The sequence below is a fragment of the Marinomonas algicola genome, from assembly GCF_014805825.1.
Lineage (GTDB): Bacteria > Pseudomonadota > Gammaproteobacteria > Pseudomonadales > Marinomonadaceae > Marinomonas > Marinomonas algicola.
This window is the reverse complement of record NZ_CP061941.1, coordinates 1,361,730-1,380,661: the sequence shown is the minus strand read 5'-3', so window position 1 is coordinate 1,380,661 and position 18,932 is coordinate 1,361,730. Positions and strand designations below refer to the sequence as shown.

At 40.4% G+C, this 18,932-nt stretch carries 20 protein-coding genes; 8 read left to right on the top strand and 12 right to left on the bottom strand.

The features are described 5' to 3' along the window. Window positions 1–5: 5 nt before the first annotated feature. From ppnP to IEZ33_RS06125, 4 genes are all read right to left on the bottom strand, one after another. Window positions 6–293: a pyrimidine/purine nucleoside phosphorylase gene (ppnP, locus tag IEZ33_RS06140; protein WP_191602810.1), complete on the bottom strand. Its 288-nt coding sequence runs from the start codon at window positions 291–293 to the stop codon at window positions 6–8. A 77-nt stretch (window positions 294–370) separates the two neighbouring features. Further along, entirely contained in the window at window positions 371–1,264 is an 894-nt protein-coding gene (gene gcvA / locus IEZ33_RS06135) for a transcriptional regulator GcvA (protein WP_191603558.1), read from the bottom strand. A 124-nt stretch (window positions 1,265–1,388) separates the two neighbouring features. Next, window positions 1,389–2,726: a DEAD/DEAH box helicase gene (locus IEZ33_RS06130; protein WP_191602809.1), complete on the bottom strand. Its 1,338-nt coding sequence runs from the start codon at window positions 2,724–2,726 to the stop codon at window positions 1,389–1,391. Between the two features lie 131 nt (window positions 2,727–2,857). Then, a complete protein-coding gene (locus IEZ33_RS06125) occupies window positions 2,858–3,400 on the bottom strand; it encodes a DUF1285 domain-containing protein (protein WP_191602808.1) in 543 nt (180 codons plus the stop codon). 163 nt (window positions 3,401–3,563) lie between these two features. Here IEZ33_RS06125 and IEZ33_RS06120 point away from each other — a divergent pair, with 163 nt between their 5' ends. Further along, window positions 3,564–4,517, top strand: a complete 954-nt coding sequence (locus IEZ33_RS06120) for a methylenetetrahydrofolate reductase (protein WP_191602807.1) — start codon at window positions 3,564–3,566, stop codon at window positions 4,515–4,517. A gap of 63 nt (window positions 4,518–4,580) precedes the next feature. Here IEZ33_RS06120 and IEZ33_RS06115 read toward each other — a convergent pair whose 3' ends face one another. Continuing rightward, the gene (locus IEZ33_RS06115; protein ID WP_191602806.1) at window positions 4,581–5,600 is read right to left on the bottom strand and encodes a glycosyltransferase family 9 protein; all 1,020 of its coding nucleotides are present in this window, start codon (window positions 5,598–5,600) and stop codon (window positions 4,581–4,583) included. A gap of 121 nt (window positions 5,601–5,721) precedes the next feature. Between IEZ33_RS06115 and IEZ33_RS06110 the strand changes: the two genes are divergently transcribed. Both IEZ33_RS06110 and IEZ33_RS06105 read left to right on the top strand, forming a co-directional pair. Next, complete coding sequence (locus tag IEZ33_RS06110) at window positions 5,722–6,441, top strand: 3-deoxy-D-manno-octulosonic acid kinase (protein ID WP_191602805.1); 720 nt, start codon at window positions 5,722–5,724, stop codon at window positions 6,439–6,441. After that, on the top strand, window positions 6,419–7,351 hold the full coding sequence (locus tag IEZ33_RS06105) for an LpxL/LpxP family acyltransferase (protein WP_191602804.1): 933 nt from the start codon (window positions 6,419–6,421) through the stop codon (window positions 7,349–7,351). The genes IEZ33_RS06110 and IEZ33_RS06105 overlap by 23 nt, the downstream gene beginning before the upstream one ends. A 7-nt stretch (window positions 7,352–7,358) precedes the next feature. Here the strand turns inward: IEZ33_RS06105 and IEZ33_RS06100 are convergent, their stop codons facing one another. The 7 genes from IEZ33_RS06100 to IEZ33_RS06070 form a co-directional block, all read right to left on the bottom strand. Beyond that, window positions 7,359–7,556, bottom strand: coding sequence for a YwbE family protein (locus tag IEZ33_RS06100; RefSeq protein ID WP_191602803.1), 198 nt, complete (start codon window positions 7,554–7,556; stop codon window positions 7,359–7,361). 107 nt (window positions 7,557–7,663) lie between these two features. Then, window positions 7,664–8,269, bottom strand: coding sequence for a hypothetical protein (locus tag IEZ33_RS06095; protein ID WP_191602802.1), 606 nt, complete (start codon window positions 8,267–8,269; stop codon window positions 7,664–7,666). Between the two features lie 71 nt (window positions 8,270–8,340). Then, window positions 8,341–8,721: a YacL family protein gene (locus tag IEZ33_RS06090; protein ID WP_191602801.1), complete on the bottom strand. Its 381-nt coding sequence runs from the start codon at window positions 8,719–8,721 to the stop codon at window positions 8,341–8,343. Between the two features lie 9 nt (window positions 8,722–8,730). Further along, window positions 8,731–9,750, bottom strand: coding sequence for a ribosome biogenesis GTPase YlqF (gene ylqF / locus IEZ33_RS06085; protein WP_191602800.1), 1,020 nt, complete (start codon window positions 9,748–9,750; stop codon window positions 8,731–8,733). 142 nt (window positions 9,751–9,892) lie between these two features. Continuing rightward, window positions 9,893–10,678, bottom strand: a complete 786-nt coding sequence (locus IEZ33_RS06080; protein ID WP_191602799.1) for an inositol monophosphatase family protein — start codon at window positions 10,676–10,678, stop codon at window positions 9,893–9,895. Between the two features lie 14 nt (window positions 10,679–10,692). Continuing rightward, complete coding sequence (locus IEZ33_RS06075; protein WP_240009652.1) at window positions 10,693–11,739, bottom strand: LacI family DNA-binding transcriptional regulator; 1,047 nt, start codon at window positions 11,737–11,739, stop codon at window positions 10,693–10,695. 36 nt (window positions 11,740–11,775) lie between these two features. Beyond that, entirely contained in the window at window positions 11,776–12,555 is a 780-nt protein-coding gene (locus IEZ33_RS06070) for an MBL fold metallo-hydrolase (RefSeq protein ID WP_191602797.1), read from the bottom strand. Between the two features lie 167 nt (window positions 12,556–12,722). On the opposite strand from IEZ33_RS06070, the gene IEZ33_RS06065 reads away from it, so the two are divergent. The 5 genes from IEZ33_RS06065 to IEZ33_RS06045 all read left to right on the top strand — a co-directional run bounded on the left by IEZ33_RS06065 (window position 12,723) and on the right by IEZ33_RS06045 (window position 18,890). Beyond that, window positions 12,723–13,787, top strand: coding sequence for an ABC transporter ATP-binding protein (locus tag IEZ33_RS06065; protein WP_191602796.1), 1,065 nt, complete (start codon window positions 12,723–12,725; stop codon window positions 13,785–13,787). 69 nt (window positions 13,788–13,856) lie between these two features. Continuing rightward, complete coding sequence (locus IEZ33_RS06060; RefSeq protein WP_191602795.1) at window positions 13,857–15,005, top strand: extracellular solute-binding protein; 1,149 nt, start codon at window positions 13,857–13,859, stop codon at window positions 15,003–15,005. Window positions 15,006–15,120: 115 nt separating this feature from the next. Then, window positions 15,121–15,954 (top strand): ABC transporter permease, encoded by an 834-nt coding sequence (locus IEZ33_RS06055; RefSeq protein WP_191602794.1) that lies wholly within the window; start codon window positions 15,121–15,123, stop codon window positions 15,952–15,954. Next, window positions 15,954–16,811: an ABC transporter permease gene (locus IEZ33_RS06050; RefSeq protein ID WP_191602793.1), complete on the top strand. Its 858-nt coding sequence runs from the start codon at window positions 15,954–15,956 to the stop codon at window positions 16,809–16,811. Before IEZ33_RS06055 ends, IEZ33_RS06050 begins: the two co-directional genes overlap by 1 nt. A gap of 549 nt (window positions 16,812–17,360) precedes the next feature. After that, on the top strand, window positions 17,361–18,890 hold the full coding sequence (locus tag IEZ33_RS06045; protein WP_191602792.1) for an ABC transporter substrate-binding protein: 1,530 nt from the start codon (window positions 17,361–17,363) through the stop codon (window positions 18,888–18,890). Window positions 18,891–18,932: the final 42 nt, after the last annotated feature.

The following is an 18,932-nucleotide window of genomic DNA, read 5'->3' as shown; positions in this document are numbered from 1 at the left end:
AATAATTATTCGTAACGGCACAAATAAGCGGTTGTTTCAGTAACAATAACATCGAAACTCTGATTTGCTTCAACAATAAATGTTTGCCCCTTCTCAAAGATCTGCCAATCACTACTATTCGGTAAACGTACTTTAAGAGCGCCAGACACGACTGTCATATACTCACGTTTAACGGTTCCAAATGCATACTCGCCAACAGTCATAACACCTACAGTTGAGGAACCTTCGGCATTTTCTAATGCAATAGACTTAACCCTATCATCAAAATAACTATTCACTGCAAGTGCAGACATATCAACCCCTTAGACTATTTTTTAAAATAAGTAATATACGGTTTTTACCTACATACAGCGAACACTTTCTAATGTAATTACTCTGGATTTGGTTGAATTTCCTGCATCATCCAATTTTTAAACGCTTTCATGGCTGGTGTCATAGATCGTCGTTTTTGATAGACCAAATAGAATGAGCGATTTGTAATAAGGTGCTGCTCAAATAAAACCACTAACTTACCTGACTCTACATCTGGCTGAATTAGATCAGGATCAGCCAAAGCAATCCCTAAACCTTGTACCGCGGCACCGGCCGTCAACGACCCAGTCGAAAACATCAACCCTCGGCGAAAAAGTTTCGGGTCTAAATCATTCTGCTCTAACCAACCATGCCATTCATATTTACGTTTAGTGACATGCAGCAAAGGGTAAAAACGCATGTCTTCCGGTGTATTGATAGGTAGATCATTTTTTATAATTTTTGGATTGCAAACAGGAGCTAAAATGACCGGTTTTAAAAAGTGTTGCTCTACATCCTCCCATTCACCATTACCAAAATACACCGCCATGTCGATATCAGCCACATCAAAATTAATGAGTCCAACTGACGAACTGATTTCCAGTTCTATCTCAGGGTGTTTGGCGTAAAAGTCACCCAATCTAGGCATTAGCCAGCGATTCAAAAAGATAGGAGAGACCGCTAAATGTAAAGAACCTTGCTTTTGCTTACTCAAGACATCATTAGTGGCCATCTCAATCAGCTCGAATACCTTTTTGATTGGTTCAATGTACTCTTCTCCGGCCTCAGTCAAAATGACTTTTCGTTTAGTACGGCGAAAAAGCTCAAGGCCAAGAAAGGATTCGAGCGTTTTTATTTGATGACTTATTGCGGAAGGAGTGACAAATAACTCCTGAGCGGCTTTATTAAAGCTTCCGTGCCTCGCGGCCGATTCAAATGATTTCAGTGCATTTAGTGGCGGTAAACGATTAATGACCTTATCTCCATATAGATAAGAAAGAACTTATAATTAGCCCAGAAGTAAAATCTGTCAAGGTAGCTTTGCAAATCAATACAAATATCAACCTGCAACCTTATATCCGTAATTAAACTGTATTCTAATCTTCAGAATCATCAATTGGCAATGTTCGTTTATTTTTTGGCAAGCGAAATGGTTCAAAACCTTCCTGTTGAGACACATCAAAACGTTTTTTAGTGCCCGTAGATTTTTTACTTTTTGGCTGTATTTGATGAGACTTTTCTTGAATTTTTTTACTTGAGACCGTCGATACTTTTTTAGCAGCAAGCCCTTTAAATGATGGCGCTAAACTTTCAATCACAGAGAAGGAGAAAGACCGCTTTAAAAACACCTCTAACGCTTTAAAATTGTGCCAATCTTTCGGTCCAACTAAAGAGATTGCATCACCTTTAAACCCAGCACGGCCCGTTCTTCCGGTTCTATGCACATATTCTTCAACTTGCTTGGGAATATCAAAGTTAATCACATGGGAGACATTAGCAATATCCAAGCCCCGAGAGCCCACATCCGTGCTTACCAACACTTGAAAATGCCCACGAGAAAAGCTGTCCATCGTCTTGTTACGAGCCGCTTGAGACAAATCACCATTTAACGCCTGCGTAGTGTGGCCCAAGGCAAGAATTTTTTCTGACAGACGCACTGTATCCGCTTTTGTCGCCGTAAAAATGATGGCTTGTTTAATGGTTTCATGCGTCAACAAATGCGTCAATAATGCTTCTTTATGATCTAGATGGTCAGCCAGATAAAACGCCTGAGTGATGTCTTTATGTTCATCGATACCTGAACCAACAGCCACACGAGATGCCTCTCTCAGTAAAAGCTGCGCAATTTCATTTACGTCAGTATTATCGAGAGTGGCTGAAAAGAATAATGTCTGGCGCAATCTATGGTTAGCGGCATCGTCAATGTATTTAAGCTGTTCTGCAAACCCTAAATCAAGCATCCGATCTGCTTCATCTAGAATCAGCAATTCAAGTCCATCTAAAAAAAAGTTTCGTTGTTTTAAGTGATCGACCAATCGACCGGGTGTTGCCACAATAAAGTGAGGGTCTTTTTGCAAGGCTTTAATTTGATCGTTAAAGTTTTCACCACCCAAAATTAAATTCGATGTAAAGCGTGTAGCCGCAAGCAATAATCGAAGCTGAGCAAAAACCTGTTTCGCTAATTCTCGAGTCGGCACTAGGACCACAACACGAGGATCGCGCTTGGACAAAGGCTTGACTTTATAAACACGGTGCAATGCTGGTAATAAATACGCTAAGGTTTTTCCTGATCCGGTTTTGGATGACGCTAATAAGTCACGTCCGGCCATCGCTTCCGGAATAGCACGGGCTTGTATCTCAGTTGCTTCATCAAAGCCTAAATGGCCTAATGATTGGAGAATACGATTGTCGAAACCAAAATCAGTAAATTGCAAAAAAATAACCTCGTAAATAAAAAATACAGCACTTGCTGTCAACAGATCATGAATTATACCTTATGAGCTGACAATGGTAATACTCTATTACATAATAAGACGACCTTTAGTAACGATATTTATCCCCCAAACTAGGTATCAAAAACGCCTAGTGAAAATTCTTTACCTGCACTTTCAATACAGACATGCTGTTTTCCCTCGATTTCTTTTTCATACCCATTATTAACCAGATCATAATACACACTTCGATGCAGCATGGCCTTCATTCCGTACCTCATACTAAGGTAAGGTCGATCGCCTTCTGGTCCTTTTTCAACCCACAAATCGCAACCCTTTCCGAGCACTAAAACATCATCTACATTAGTTGTAAAAGTCACTAGGCAAGCATTAGAATCACGCTCTATGTTCGATTGTGTTACCAAAAAAGGAGCATCTTCTACCTGAATACGCACTTTCTCATGGGGTGTAACAAGATAATGCTCTCCATCCTCTAACCATAAAATACGACTAAACATTTTTCTCATCGAAGCCCGCTTCATAGGAGCCCCTTCATGAATCCATTCGCCGTTCGCCCGAATAACTAAATCCATATCCCCGCATAATTCGGGTTTCCACAAATGCACAGGCGGCATTTTCTCACTCGCCTCAATCACTGCAAGATCTACATTTTTCATAAGCTAGCCTCCATGAATTAACAAACCTCACTTTAACATTAATAATTTTCAACACTATTATAAAGATCTTGAATTCAATTCACTGTTAAAATAGCGACATCCAATGGGTAGATATGAAACCCAGCGATGGATCGGTTTCCGTTTTAACTATGAGTGTGCCATTATGAAATCTGTATTAGCAAGTAAATTCCAAGACCCTTCTAGAGGAGTCTATTTTATTGGAACAACACCACCAAAATCGTCTCTTGAAGAGCCAATGCTAATCGAAGTTTCAACCAAATTAATGAATCGCTTACATCATATTGAATTTGATGGCTTAATTGTTTATGACATTCAGGATGAGAGTAGCCGTACTGATAAGCCTAGACCATTCCCATTTATGGAAACACATGATCCAAGAGCTTGGTCAAATAGATTAAGCCAACTTGCGAGGAAACCGGTCATTACCTACAAAAGTGTTTCGGCTCGATCTGAGCACGAGTTTATCAAATGGCTTGACGAGTCATGGCACACCTTTGGAATACGTGACCTTGTTTTAGTCGGCTCCCCTTCTTCAGAGGGTAATATTCAATTACCATTATCCAACGCTTATAATTGCTTAAAGAGCCAGCCTCAAGAATTTAATTTAGGCGGTGTAACCATTGCTGAGCGCCACGCGAAGAAAGGAGATGAGCATGAGCGACTATTAAAGAAATCAGCTGATGGTTGCGACTTCTTTATTTCCCAAGCCGTTTACAACCCACAAGCAACCATTGATTTAATAAGTCGTTATGCTAGAGAATGCCGTGAGCAAAATAGCCAACCTAAACGCATCATATTGACCTTTACTCCTTGTGGCAGTGAGAAGACGTTAGATTTTATGGAGTGGTTAGGCATTTCCATTCCAGACGCCACAAGACATCGCATTTTAGATGCAAAAGACCCATTAGCTGAGTCCATTAAAATTTGCCGTAACGCCTTAGAGCAAATTATTGAGGCAACGCTTGATCTGGACGTGCCCCTTGGACTTAATATTGAAAGTTTAACCAATAGAAAAGATGAAATTGACGCGTCAATTCGCTTATTCAAACTGTTAAAAGCCACTTTAGATTTAAAACTAGCAGAGCGCGCCCTTTAAAGGTTATTAAATTTAACAACAGAACAAATGCGTTTGACTCATTTGTTCTGTGCATTTTATTAATTACTTTAATACGCTTTCCACAACCTTTAATACATCGTCTAAAAGTATATTATTCATAGCATCAGCATAATGCACTCTCGCAGCCCAAGGCAACTGAGATACGGGTTTAGCGTATTCTTTTACCGCCAACACATCATAGGCAGAAACGACCTTATCTAAATCTTGATAAGGTCCTGTTCTTTTTGGGTTTGAATGGGCATATAAGCCTATTACGGGGGTACCCACAAGAGTACCCATGTGCGCAGGTCCCGTATCAGGAGATACAATTAACTCCGCGGCCTTAATGACACTTAGCATGTGCGATAGACTGGTTTGACCCACTAGATTAATTAATTTTGGTGAGGGCGAAATCCCCTTAAGTATCTCATTAGCAAAAAACACTTCCGATGGCGCAGGGCTCCCTGTCAACACGACCGTAATATTTTGATCTAAACAGTATTTGATAAGTCCTTGATACCCTTGAACAGTCCAATTACGTTCTGCTTTCGACGCACTCGGATTAATCACAACAAAACGTTCAGGGAGTGATTCTGTCAGCGTTTCCAAATGAATGTCACAGTGTGCAGGCAGATTAGTCACACCAATAGCCTGTGCCAATGAAAATAAAGCGTCTAATACATGTGGCCCTTGCGGCTCTGGGGCCAATTTATTAACAAACCAATGTTGTTTTTCTCTTGAGTGACTTAAAGCAAAACCAATGCGTTGCTTTGCACTAATCATCCTACTTAAAAAGCTCGCTCTTAAAGACCATTGCATGTGTAACAAAACATCAAAATGAAGATGTGAGAGCGCTTTTCCTAGCTCATACATCCCTTTTACTCCGGTTTTTTTATCGTATACCTGCACATCTACATCAGATAAATGACGTACAAGATTTGACTCTAAAGGACCTGTTATCCAAGTGATTTTTGCCTTTGGATAACGTAACTTAATTGCATGCACAACAAACATAGCATGACAAACATCGCCTAGAGCGGATAACCGAAGAATAGCAATGTGATTAATCTTATCTAAATTCATTTTGCCTCAAGTACTGCGTTCAAACGATGTCTATTATAGAATACCTTACGACATAAAAGTGAGCTTATAAAAAACAAACTCCATCAGCCTTATTTACTCATAACGAAAAACTGATCTAAAGATGCTTCAAAGACAATTAGTTACTAATAATAGTGAGTTACTCCTCAGTGATACAGCTCTTCCTATCACTGAAGATTGGTTTTCGGCTGACTATTGGCTATCGCGAAATGAACTTGTCGGCACCGCTAGTGGCCGTGGCACCGTTTGGTTTATAGAAAACAACTTTGGCGCGTATGTATTAAGAAAATACCGTCGAGGTGGACTTATTTCAAAGTTCATAAAGTACCGGTTCCTTTTTAAAGGCATGGAAAAAACCCGCCCATCCCAAGAACTACAACTTCTTGAGTATATGACAAATAAAGGCCTACCTGTTCCACGAGCAATCGCAGGAAAAGTCGTTAAATATCACGGATTTTATGAAGCCTTCATACTTATTGAAACACTCAAAAATACGAAAGAACTATTCGTTTATTTAAAAGAAAAAAGTTCAATAGATTGGCACGAAATTGGGCAGACTATTAGGCGTTTCCACCAAGCAGGTATCTATCATTCAGACTTAAATTGCCACAACATCATGATCGATCAAACACAAAAGATATGGCTAATTGATTTTGATAAATGCGATCAACGCACACCGAGAAATGACTGGCAAGAAAGCAATTTACAACGTCTGCTTCGATCTTTAAAAAAAGAAAATGATTTACATAATGACATTCATTTTAAAGAACATTATTGGTCTCAATTACTAGAAGGCTACCATGGCAAAACCGAAAAAAATTAGTACCTTAAATCAAAGTATTTGGCCTTATGTGTCTCCTCGTTATTGGCCGACTTGGTTTGGGGTTGGCATCGCATGGTTGCTGGCTCATTTACCATGGAAATTACAACGTTTTTTGGGAAAGCAGGTTGGTCGACTCTTACATAAAATCAGTCCCCGTAGACGCAATATTTGTTTAACCAATCTTAAACTGTGTTACCCAACCATGAGTCAGAATGAAAGGAAGCAACTCGCCCAAAAACACTTTGAGAGTATGGGGATGGGCTTTTTTGAAATGCTAATAAGCTGGTTCTTTCCTGTAGAACATACAGCGCCACGTGTTACTTTCTCAGGAGAAGCACTCTTAAAAAAGACGTTTGATCAAGAAAAAGGCTGCGTCATTATTGGCGGTCACTTTTCTTCTATTGATTTATGTGGTGGTCAAATGACGCGTTTTGTTAAGGTTCACCCTATTTATAAACTTCAAAGCAATCCAGTTCTTAACTGGATTATGGAGCGTCAAAGAGAAAGAACTTTTGAGAAAACCATCGAAAGAAGCAATATGAGAGAAGTCGTAAAAACACTAAAAAGCAATCGTGCAGTTTGGTACGCTGTCGATCAAGATTATGGTAGAAAAGCTTCCGTATTTGCGCCTTTTTTTGGAATCAATTGCGCCACCATCGCCCATATTGGAAAGGTTTCTAGAATTACCGACGCCCCTGTTTTACTGTATGACTATTATCGCACGGAAACGGGCTATCACATTTCTCTGCAAGAGACACCAGAGGGCTTCCCCTATCCAGATGATGTGGACAATGCCATTGCCATGAACAAGATGATGGAGCAATTAATTAACACCAAAAAGGAGCAATACTTTTGGACTCATAGACGCTTCAAAACTCAACAAAATGAGGCTGATAAAGACCCTTATTAAAACTTGACTAGGTTTCGTCTAACGATTGAACGCGACCTACTTCACCGGTATCAAGCCGAACTTTTATGCCATGAGGGTGATTGGGGGATTTCGTTAACAACCTTTCAACCTTACCTTGTGTAAGCTCTCCGGAAGCCTGATCTTGTTTTTGTATGATCATTACTTTTGAACCAATTTTTATCTTTGACCTTGATGGTACGGACATAACATTACCTAATAATAAACAGCAAATCAGCACTAAATGCAGTAGCGACAAACAAGTACGAAAAAACGCCTCTAATTAGAGGCGCCTGTCTTTGTTATAACCAATAATTAACGTGTTTCTACTTCGTCAAAGTCATCGTCTTCATATTCCTCGGACAACTCGTAGGCATCATCGCCCAAATCTTCATTAACAAGCAATAACGCATCTTCATAAGCGCCACCAAATTCAATACGAGTAATGTCATACAAATCGTATTCATAGGTGTCATCAAACCAACGAGCATCCGAACCAATTTCTTCCAGTTCAAACGTTACTGCATCAACCTTTAAGACACGGCCAATCTCACAACTATCACTTTCAGACTCTTCTCGATGCAAAGTAACAAGACCAAATTCTTCACTGATATCCAGTAATAGCTGTCCTAGATCACCCAATTCAATATTAAGATATTCTACTTCTTCTCCACGAAGTTCCAACACACGCTTTTGAAAATCATTAAAAGGCGCAGGATGAACGAAATCACTGATGTCTTCTAAGAACAAAACTTGGTAGCCATTTAAGCGAATACTTTCGTCTAATAATTGCAGAATCACCATTTCTTCATTGGCGGCAACTACAAAACCATCGCTCCAACCATCTGGACCGTCTAAATCTTCACGAAATATGCGAACTAAATTATTTCGAGTACGGGCTTTTTCCAATTCGATGAGCATGTTGGCTCCCTAAAGCAAAAGTAAAGAATTACAAGGTGCTAGTGTAAACCCAGCCAGCTTGACTAACAATCTTATTGAACAACATCGTGCCAATTTTCTATAATTCCGGTCAAATCTTCTAAACCGCATTCAGCTTGAATGCCTTCTTCGGATGTTTGATAAAAATCACTTTGGTTATCAAACATAGCCACTATTTCATCACGAGCGTCTGACATGTCGACTTTACGACTAACACTCACACCGCTTTGTTGAATAACAATATCAAAATTACCTTGAGTAAATCGACTGATCTCCTCTTTATCCTCGGCAAAGCGAATGCATTGTAACACTTTTTGAATGTCTTCTCGGCCAGTTAAATGCTCGCTTATCCAATCAGCAATAACGGAAAATTCATAATTCATCTGAACGCGATAACCATGCTCTTCTTCACTGTATGCTATTTCATAGTCCATGGTGCTTACTCACTTTTCATCTTTTGCATTGTTCGTGGCATCATCCTGATGTTGAGTTGATCCCTCTGCCAATTCCATTTTAGCTCTATATTCTCTATTTTTCTGCTGTTGCCGTTGAGGTATCGCGGCTTCTAAGCGCGCCAATCGAGCCGCTTCTTTTTCCGCTTTCTTTTCTTCAACGATCTGTTCTTCCGCAATAATCATAGACGGCGTTTCCATGACAAATGGACAAACAATACCAGCTCGAGTATCCGTTAAGAAAACTTCCGCCGCTTTGTGCATATCAACCTTACCACCCGCTCTTAAACCGCCGCGCTTTTGACCAATGATTTTAAGCACGTCATCTGAGGTCGTTGGCATCTCTTTCAATTTGTAGCGGGTCATCAGCGCCTCAGGATAATGCTCCATAAAAAAAGCGATTCCATCTAATGCCACCAATTCGTAGTCCATCGCGGTATTTCTGACGGCGCCGGTTACGGCCAAGCGATAACTCGCTCTAGGGTTTTCAATTTTTGGCCATAAGATCCCAGGGGTGTCGAGAATTTGAAACTCTGGCGTCACTTTTAATTTTTGTTGCCCCTTAGTCACTGCAGGTTCATCGCCTACTTTTGCGACACGTTTGCCAATCAAGGCATTCATTAAACTCGATTTACCTACATTTGGAATACCTGCAATCATGGCCCGAATGGGCTTCTCGGCTGTACCACGATGGGGAACTAAGCGTTTTACCCATTGATTCAAGTTGTGTAGATCGGTTTTATCCATCGTAGAAAATGGCTGTGCGGCAATATCATCGTTGTCACGCCAATGATTTAACCACAAAGCAACGCGCTCAGGATCAGCCAAATCCTTCTTATTTAACAAACGTAAAACTGGAACATCACCACGCAAGGTAGATAACATCGGGTTTTGACTCGAATCAGGTATGCGTGCATCCAACACCTCAATAACAAGATCCACTTGAGGCATAATATCTTCTATTTCACGCCTAGCTTTGTTCATGTGCCCAGGGAACCACTGAACGCTCACTCTTTCACCTCTTTATACTTCATACTAATAATGCCGCGAATAATAGCATAAACGTGACATTATCATTCTATGAAATCAACGATTCAGAAAATATGATTATAAATACCAGCGCATGAGATATTGCACAGATATAACCCCCAATTCATAATGTATCAGCTTGTAAACGATTCCACAGGTTAGGCGTAGCGGCTAAAATAGGATTTCCCTTTAATAGTCCTTCATTTGCTAAAAAGTCCGAAACAATACCACCCGCTTCTTCGACTAATATCACACCGGCTAATGCATCCCAACTGTTTAAATGCGCCTCGTAATAGCCATGCACTAACCCCGACGCGACATGCGCCAACATCAGCGCTCCAGCCCCAAAACGTCTGTATTCAATACTGTACCTGTCTAAGACCACCATTAAATCAAGATAATTTTGCAAAGAGGTTCTATTGGAACGGCCCAATCCAAGTATCGCATGCCCTTCTAATGGCTCTTTCATATTCAATCGGTTACCATTTAAAAAAGCGCCTTGGCCACGACTAGCGACAAAAAATTCATTTCTATCTGGCGCATAAATACAACCCCACTTAATCTTGTTACCTTTCACAAAAGCGACTGAAACACACCAATAATCCATCTTTTGTAAATAATTTGTGGTGCCATCAATGGGATCGATAACCCACATACCAGTCTCTGAAGAACCATCATGAGATACATACTGTGTCGTTAAACCGCTTTCCTCCCCTAGAAAGGAATCATTAGGATATAGTGCCTTAATCACTTCTTTCAGTTCATTTTCAACTAACACATCCGCTTGAGATACGAAGTCTTGACGACCTTTAACAGTGATAGACAAACTGCCTTTACGAAACGTCTGAGCTTTTTCTCCTGCACGCTTTATCGCATTTTCTAAAACATCATAATTTGCATTAATAGTCATGGTTTTTTTATCCTTTAGCTGTGTGACGGTTTAACGGAAAAAGCTTCGGGAGAGGTGTTTCTCAGCACTAATGACACAGGAACCACCTCCAACCTTTGTAATAAAGAGGCATCCTGGGCGCGACTCTCTAAACACCATAAAGCCCGTTTGGCGATTTCCATTACATCTTGTCGTATGGTAGATAATCGATAACTGTATTGAGCTGTCTGAGGCGTATCATCGAACCCAATAATATGGAAATCGTTAGGTGCATCCATTCCATGCTCTCTCATACCATCTAAAAAACCGCAAGCGAGTAACGCATTTGCGCAATAGATGCCATCAAGCTTCCCCCCATTTTTTAACATTTCATGAGCCGCTTTTCGTCCTCCTTCATAACCATCCTCTTGAGCGCAAATAGTGGTTAAATTCTGATAACACCAAGGCTCGGTAGCTTGTAATACTTGTGAAAAAGCGTCGCCCCGAGTCACCCCCCCCCAAGTAGAATAACGGTAATTTAACCAACCTATAGATTGACAACCACTTTTAATAAGTTGCTGAGCCGCCAGTTGCGCCCCAGTGACATTATCCGAGCAAACAAAGTCAACGTGAGGGATTTTGGCGTAGCGATTTATGCCTACAACGGGAATATTAAAATGAATGCACTCTTTTATTAAACCTATTGGAGGCTGCCCCGATGTAACAATAACGCCTGACACACGAAACTGAGTAAAACGTCTAATCGTTGCCTCCAGTTCTTCGGCGTTTCCCACTTCTGTCACTAGGGCTTGATAGCCTCTCGCTTGAATTTCATTTAATAAACCTTCCAATAACTGACTTCGAAAAGGATCGCTCAACCGTGCAACCACAACACCGATCAACAAACTCCGTTTACGGTTCAACCCTTGAGCTAAAAAATTAACTTGATAACCTAGCTGGGCAGCCGCTTTTTCTACTTTCTCTCGTGTTTCTATCGATACACTGCCATTCTTAGTAAACGTTCGAGAAACAGCGGCTCGCGATACTCCTGCTAAATCCGCCACATCTTGCGCGGTAACCGCAGATTGTTTTGTAGACTTCACCAATATTTTCCTTCTTTCTTTCACTTGCTTTGCTGGTTAATTTGGTTCAGAGAACACTGAATACTGCTGCGCCTTTAACTCAGTTAAATCAATACACAGCCCATCTCGACTTAAAAACAAACCTTCCGCATCTGCAATTACGCGTTCAATTTTAGGAATTTCGCTGTCAAAACAATGATAAATGCCAAGGGCTTGGACACCTGTTTCCACTAATAGCTTTACGCAATTTGGATAATCTCCATGAGAAGAATTTGACTCAAGAGCCTCGAACGAAGCACATTCTTGAAACGCCACATCAGCACCTTGCATAAGTGCTTTTGTCTCTGCGGTTGGACGACCATCACCACTATAAAAAAACACCTGATCCTCAAAGGTAATGCGAAGAGAACAGTTATCTATTTCATGTTGTGTTTTCGCTGTCGCCAACTGCCAATGTTTCCAACTGAATTCTGTTTTAATTTCATGCCAATGAATATCAAAACAGAGCTCTGTTTCTGGCCAAATCGATAAATTCAGCAGTTGCTCTAAGGGTTTTCGCTGCTCAAATTGGCAAAAAATATCTAAAGGTTCCGTTCTCTTAAAACTCTTCCACTGATTCAGCAATGCGGCTAATCCAGAGCAATGATCAGGGTGAATATGGGTAAAATAAATTACATTAATCTCATTTGGGTCTATTCCTCTTTCCCATATGGCCCTAGGGACTGTTGGGCCACAATCTATAAGCCACTGATTTTCATCATCATCTTTGACAATTATTGATGACGTATTATTTACCGTTGAGAACGCACTACCACAACCAATCACATCTAATTTCATCTCAATACACCAAAGTGTCATGTTTATTTAATTAAATTGTCATAAAGATACGACAAAGTAGACATCCATAATGTCAGTAACAAGTTGCATTTTTTTTACAAAACGATGAACACGTGTTCATTAATTAAAAAAATGTAGATTTAAGTTTTTTACACAGCGGATAAATAATGACACACCTAAATATTAAGAATTTACATGCTAGCTATGGCGACAAAGTCATTCTACATAATATCAATCTTGCCGTGGCTCAAGGTGAGATGATTGCCCTACTTGGCCCATCTGGCTGTGGCAAAACCACACTGCTGAATGCACTGTGTGGCTTTATGCCGATCCAAAAAGGAGACATTTATATTGGCGATCGCCGCCTTTCTAAATTAGCGGCTGAGAAGCGTAATATCACCATGGTCTTTCAAAGTTATGCGCTATGGCCCCATATGACAGTAGCGCAGAATATTGGCTACGGATTAAAAATTCAAAAAGTCAACAAACCAGAAATACAAGCACGGGTCAATGAGCTATTAAGTATTGTGAATTTAGACGGATTACAAGATGAACAGGTCACGGCGTTGTCCGGAGGACAACGTCAAAGAGTAGCCTTAGCAAGAGCCTTAGCCATTCGTCCTGACGTTTTAGTATTAGACGAGCCCTTATCAAATCTAGATGCCAAGGTGAGGCTTAACGTGCGCCATGAAATAAAGGCACTACAGAAAAAGTTGGGGTTTACCTCATTAATCGTGACCCACGATCAAGAAGAAGCTCTGGTTATGGCAGATAGAATAGCCGTATTAAATAAAGGTCAAATAGAGCAGATAGGCACTCCAGAAGAAATCTATCACAAACCTAAAACCGCTTTCGTTGCGGACTTTATGGGGGCCAACAACAAATTAACCTTTTCATCTCTTGAAGAGCTGCAACAGCAGGTTTCATTCTCAAGCCTCACTCAACCAAAGGCGCAGCTCTCATCCAATAATAAGCGTGCTCCCTACCGTCTCTTCTTCCGTAGCGAAAACGTTAGCTTAACAACACATTCGCAAAACCACCCACAATCTGATAGCGAAACTAACACCTTACGTATTTTAGGAGACGTTCAACAAAGCGCTTTTTTAGGTGGGAGTTATCAAATTAGTGTGCACTGCGGGAAGCACACAATTCAAGCAGATCATCATGAAAACCTGCTTGAGGACACTCCCGTAACCCTATGCGTTCCAGCCGATGCATTGCATATTTTTTAATATGCTCTGTATCAAAATCCATTATCGATTTAATTGCCATTTTGCACATTACACAAATGAGGAAAAACCATGTTAACGAAAACTAAGATCATTGCACTTGCTTCAATTGGCCTTACTCAGTTTTCTGGGTACGTACAAGCAGAAACGACACTAAATGTTGTCTCTGCAGGTGGCCAGAATATGGTTGATTATGTCAAAACCTATTTAGCGCCTAAATTTGAAGCATCTCACCCAGGGGTTAAAATCAATATAGTTGGTACCGGCCCGGGCGATGCAGGATCCCATAAGATTCTCGAAAAACTGTCTGCACAAAAGAACAGTGGCTTAGAACACTGGGATGTCGATGTGGCGGTTGTACACCAAAAAATCGGTGGTGAAATGGTGGCCGACGGTTTACTAGCTAAGTACCGCTCCGATATCAAAACAGGAACATTAGTGACTCGTGACAGTGCTGAGAATGCTCTTGGCGTTGATGTAAATGGTTATGTAATGCCTATGTTCCACAGCCAAACGGCAATTGCCTATAATAGTGATTTTATTAAAACACCACCAAAGTCTTACGATGAATTAGTGAAATGGACTCAAGATAATCCAAAAGCATTTGGCTATAACGGCATAAAGAACGGTATGTCAGGGGTGAGCTTTGTGACTGGTTGGATTTATGCCTATGGAACTGAGGCGGCTACCCTGTCAAGCGCACCTTATAATAAAGATATAGCAACAAGCTGGGACAAGGCTTTTTCTGAACTGAAAGCCTTCAATAAAAACATCACGTTTACTCCAGGGAATGCGGGCACTTTGGATATGTTGAATCGTGGTGAAATTTTTATGGGGCCAGTATGGGTCGACATGTTTTATAGCTGGAAGGACCAAGGCAAAATCCCACCATCAATGAAGCTGTCTCTTATTGCTCCGGGAATGCCAGGGCAACCGATGTATTATGTTACACCAATAAAAGCGGAAAATGCTCAATTGGCACGTGAATTTATTGAGATGGCAACCAGCCCAGATATTCAGGCTGAAGGTATTGTAAAACGCTTTAACTGGTATCCAGGCATCGACGCACAGCATGTTCAAGGTAATTTAGACAAAGCGACATGGACAAAGCTCTTTGCCGAAATCACCCCCAATGATTTATCCCAGTATGGCAAAAGCTTTCCTATAGCGCCTTATTTTGATGACATTAAAGAAGGCTACGAGCGTAAAGTGTCTAATTAAAATTAGCTCTTTTAATACTGATTTTACCCCTTCATGGGGTAAAAGTAGGCTCTGAATGCCTTTACTTAATTGAAGGTTTAGGCATTCAAAGAATCTTCTCTGTTAGGATATTCCCATGCGTTCTTCAACATCTTACAACCTATGGTTAATTGCACCCGCCGCACTTATGGTCGGTCTTTTTTTCCTTTATCCATTGTTTTTTTCTCTTTACTCGGCCATCACTACAGACGAGGGTGGTCTCACTCTAGCGCACTTAGAAAAAGCCTTTGAACTCTATTCAAATGACATTCTTTTTACCATCATCATAGTATTGGCTTCCGTTGTACTATTAGCTATTTTGTCTATTAGCATTGCCGCTTTAATTACTTTATCTCCGTTTCGCTCTATCGTTAGCCTTCTTGGCTTTATTTATCGCATCCCCCTTTTTATCCCGTTTATTGTAACGGCACAGATGATGCGAACCTTTCTTGCCAAAAATGGCTTAATGAATAATGCCTTTATTGCCTCAGGAATGCTAACCCCGCTTGAAACCGTATCCTTTCTTGGATGGAGTGGCATTATCATTGTTTTTGTCTGGAAGCAGCTGGCTTTCTGCACATTACTTATTACTGGCGCGATGGCCGCATTAGACGAGTCTCAGATCCGTGCCGCGAGAAACTTAGGCGCCTCTCGGATTCGTATTCTTTTTCAAATCATGTTGCCGCAAATTACCCCTACGATTGGAGTCGCTATGATCTTGTCGACGGTTACCATTATGTCCGTTCTTTCTGTACCGTTAATGATAGGCACTGGTACACCTACTATGATGGCAACGGATATGGCGTTTAGGATTAATTCTTATGGAGATTACCATGTCGCCAATGCCCTTGGGCTCGTCTCTTATCTAATTTGTGCCGGGTTAGCCTGGTTCTACCTTCACCAAAGCTTAAAAGAGAAAGGAGCGATTTAATGGTAAATTCAATAAAATATCAAACACCTCTTTTGCGAACGTTTCTATTAAATAAAATGCGTACTAGTTTTTGGATACAATGTATTTTCATTTTATTGCTAGCCTTTGCCTTATTTGGCCCTATTACCAATTTATTAATTTGGACTGTGGCAGAAACTTGGTATTTTCCTCATGCTCTGCCCTCTGAATGGGGATTTAAATATTGGCACCAAGTATTCAACCCTTACAGTGACGTCTCGGGCTCTTTAATGACCAGCATATTTATTGCCGTACTCACTGTGATTGTCTGTTTATTAGTATCTGTGCCTGCAGGATATGCCTTGTCAAAGCGAAGCATGCCATTTAGGGCGTTTTGGATGCTGCTTTTTTTAATTCCGCAAGCATTTCCAAATTTAACGGTTTACATCAATATTGCTCGCATATTCTATGATTTCGGCCTAAATGGAACCTTGTTAGGGGTTGTTTTAGTTCACAGCGTCCATGGATTAATGTTTTCCGTTTGGATCAGTGTCGCAGCGTTTTCATCAACAGACCCCATGCTTGAGCGCGCTTCGCGCAACTTAGGGGCAGGCCCTGTTTATACCTTTTTTCACATTATACTACCGCAAGCCATGCCTGGTATTATAGCCAGCTGCATTTTTGTATTTTTAGAATCATTGGATGAGTTCACCGGAACTTTCTTTGTCGGCGCACCAGATATTACCACCTTACCATTATTGCTTTATACAGCCAGCATGGAAGGCAACTACCAAATCGCCTCTATCACCGCATTGATCCTACTGATTCCTTCCATTGGGTTTATGATCATCATTAATAAATTCATGAAACCAGAAATGCTATCAAAAATTGGAAAATAAAAGTCTTCTTTCTCATTGCCTGTCAGAACGCTAGTGCTCGTATTCTGACAGGTAGACATCACGTCAACAAAGTAATGTAATCACTCTTTTCGACACCGCACTGTCTAAACACAAACAATTTTTGGTAAGGCTCAGTGCACAAAAGTGGACTTGTGATGGAATAAGTATCAAAACGGCATGCACTTAAACCAAAATTTAGGTGACGCAAATCAAAGTAAAAAAAAATGAGCGTCTTATAATCGTTCAATAACCTGATTTGACATCAATGCGGTTACCTGAACTAATCGCAGTCAAATTAGGTTTTTTTACGCTTTTTTTATGTCTGATATAGTTGTCTCCTAAAAATACAACACGCATTTTCTCTCAATTAGTCACTCATTTTTCACTAAAAAGAAAACGACTAAACCTCCCCTTTAAAAAGAGAACAGCTGATTTTTCAAGCGTCTTTCTGTACCATGCTTTTGATTATCTTAATTAATGAGAACCAACCCAACTGACTTTTAGTATTTTTGTATAATAAAAGTCTTCTTTGGTCTAAAAGGAATAATAATGAGAAAAATCTCCCTTTTACTGGTCACTATTACTGTATGGTTTGCTAACGTTAGTGCTCATGCGGCTTCGTTATCCATGGCATTTGATGCTGATGCGGTCTCCTTAGATCCTCATGAGCAATTATCCGAGGCCACATTGCAACTTTCTCATTTGGTTTTCGACCCTTTATTACGCCGTAATCAAGCCGATGAATTTGAACCGCGACTAGCAACTCACTGGGAAAAGATCAATGATCTAACTTTGCGAATTCATTTACGAGAAGGCGTAATTTTTCATACTGGAAATACGCTTACAGCAGACGATGTTGTTTTTACCATTCAACGCTTGAAACATTCGCCAGATTTTCGAGCCATGTTTAATGCCATCGCCGCGGCCAAAAAAGTCGATCCATTCACGGTTGATGTCATTATGCACCAACAGACTCCGCTAATTTTAAATATTTTGACCTATGTCTTCCCCATGGACAGCCAATTTTATAATGGTCGAGATGAAATTATAAAATTTGGTGAGACTTTTGCATCAAAAAATATATCAGGCACAGGTCCTTTCATACTGACTCAACGGGAACCTGGGGTTGAACTTAACTTTAAGCGCTTTACTCAATACTGGGATATCAATTCTCCTGGAAACGTTGATAATATCAAGTTCACCCCGATCCGTTCTGACTCAACACGTTTAGCCGCCCTATTATCCGGTGACGTTGACCTAATCCACCCTATTTCACCGCTTGATATTCCTAGAATAAAACGTTCGTCAGATATTAAATTTATCAGCATGCCCAGTACTCGAATTCTACTTTTACATATGAATCAATCAAGGAGAGTTGAATTTCGTAGTCAGAAAGTGCGTGAAGCGATCAATCTTGCGATCAACCAACCTCTTATTGTGGAGAAAATATTAAAAGGGTTTGGAGAAGCCGCGGGACAACTCAGCGCCCCTCCCTTTTTGGGTCATGTAGAGGAAATTAAGCCTCTCTACAATTTAACCAAAGCGAAGCAACTGATGACGGAAGCAGGTTATGAGGATGGCTTTAGAGTTTCTATGATGGCACCAAATAATCGCTATGTTAATGACGAAAGAATCTCACAAGCCGTCGTTGCCATGCTTGCCAGAATCAACATTTCAGTTGAATTAAAAACACTCCCAAAAGCGCAATATTTCCAAGAATTTGATAATCGTAATGCTGATATTATGATGGTGGGCTGGCAATCAGACACGAATGATTCAAATAATTTATTTGAATTTTTAATCGCTTGCACTGATCGAAATACGGGACTGGGTGCTTATAATGCCAGCAGCTATTGCAATGCAAAAATTGATGATCGTATACGTGCCGCAAACAATGAAATGAATCCCAAAAAACGCGCTCAACTTTTACAAGAAATAGAGCATATTCTAGCGAAAGAGTCGGCCATCATACCTCTATTGTGGCAAAGCCTCTCGTGGGCGTCCAAAAAGAACTTAAGAATTGAAAATATCGTAAATAACATAAATTATCCTTATCTAGGTGACCTCGTTGTTGAATAATGGCCAAAACTCTCAAAAAAAAATAACACCATACCAATCAAC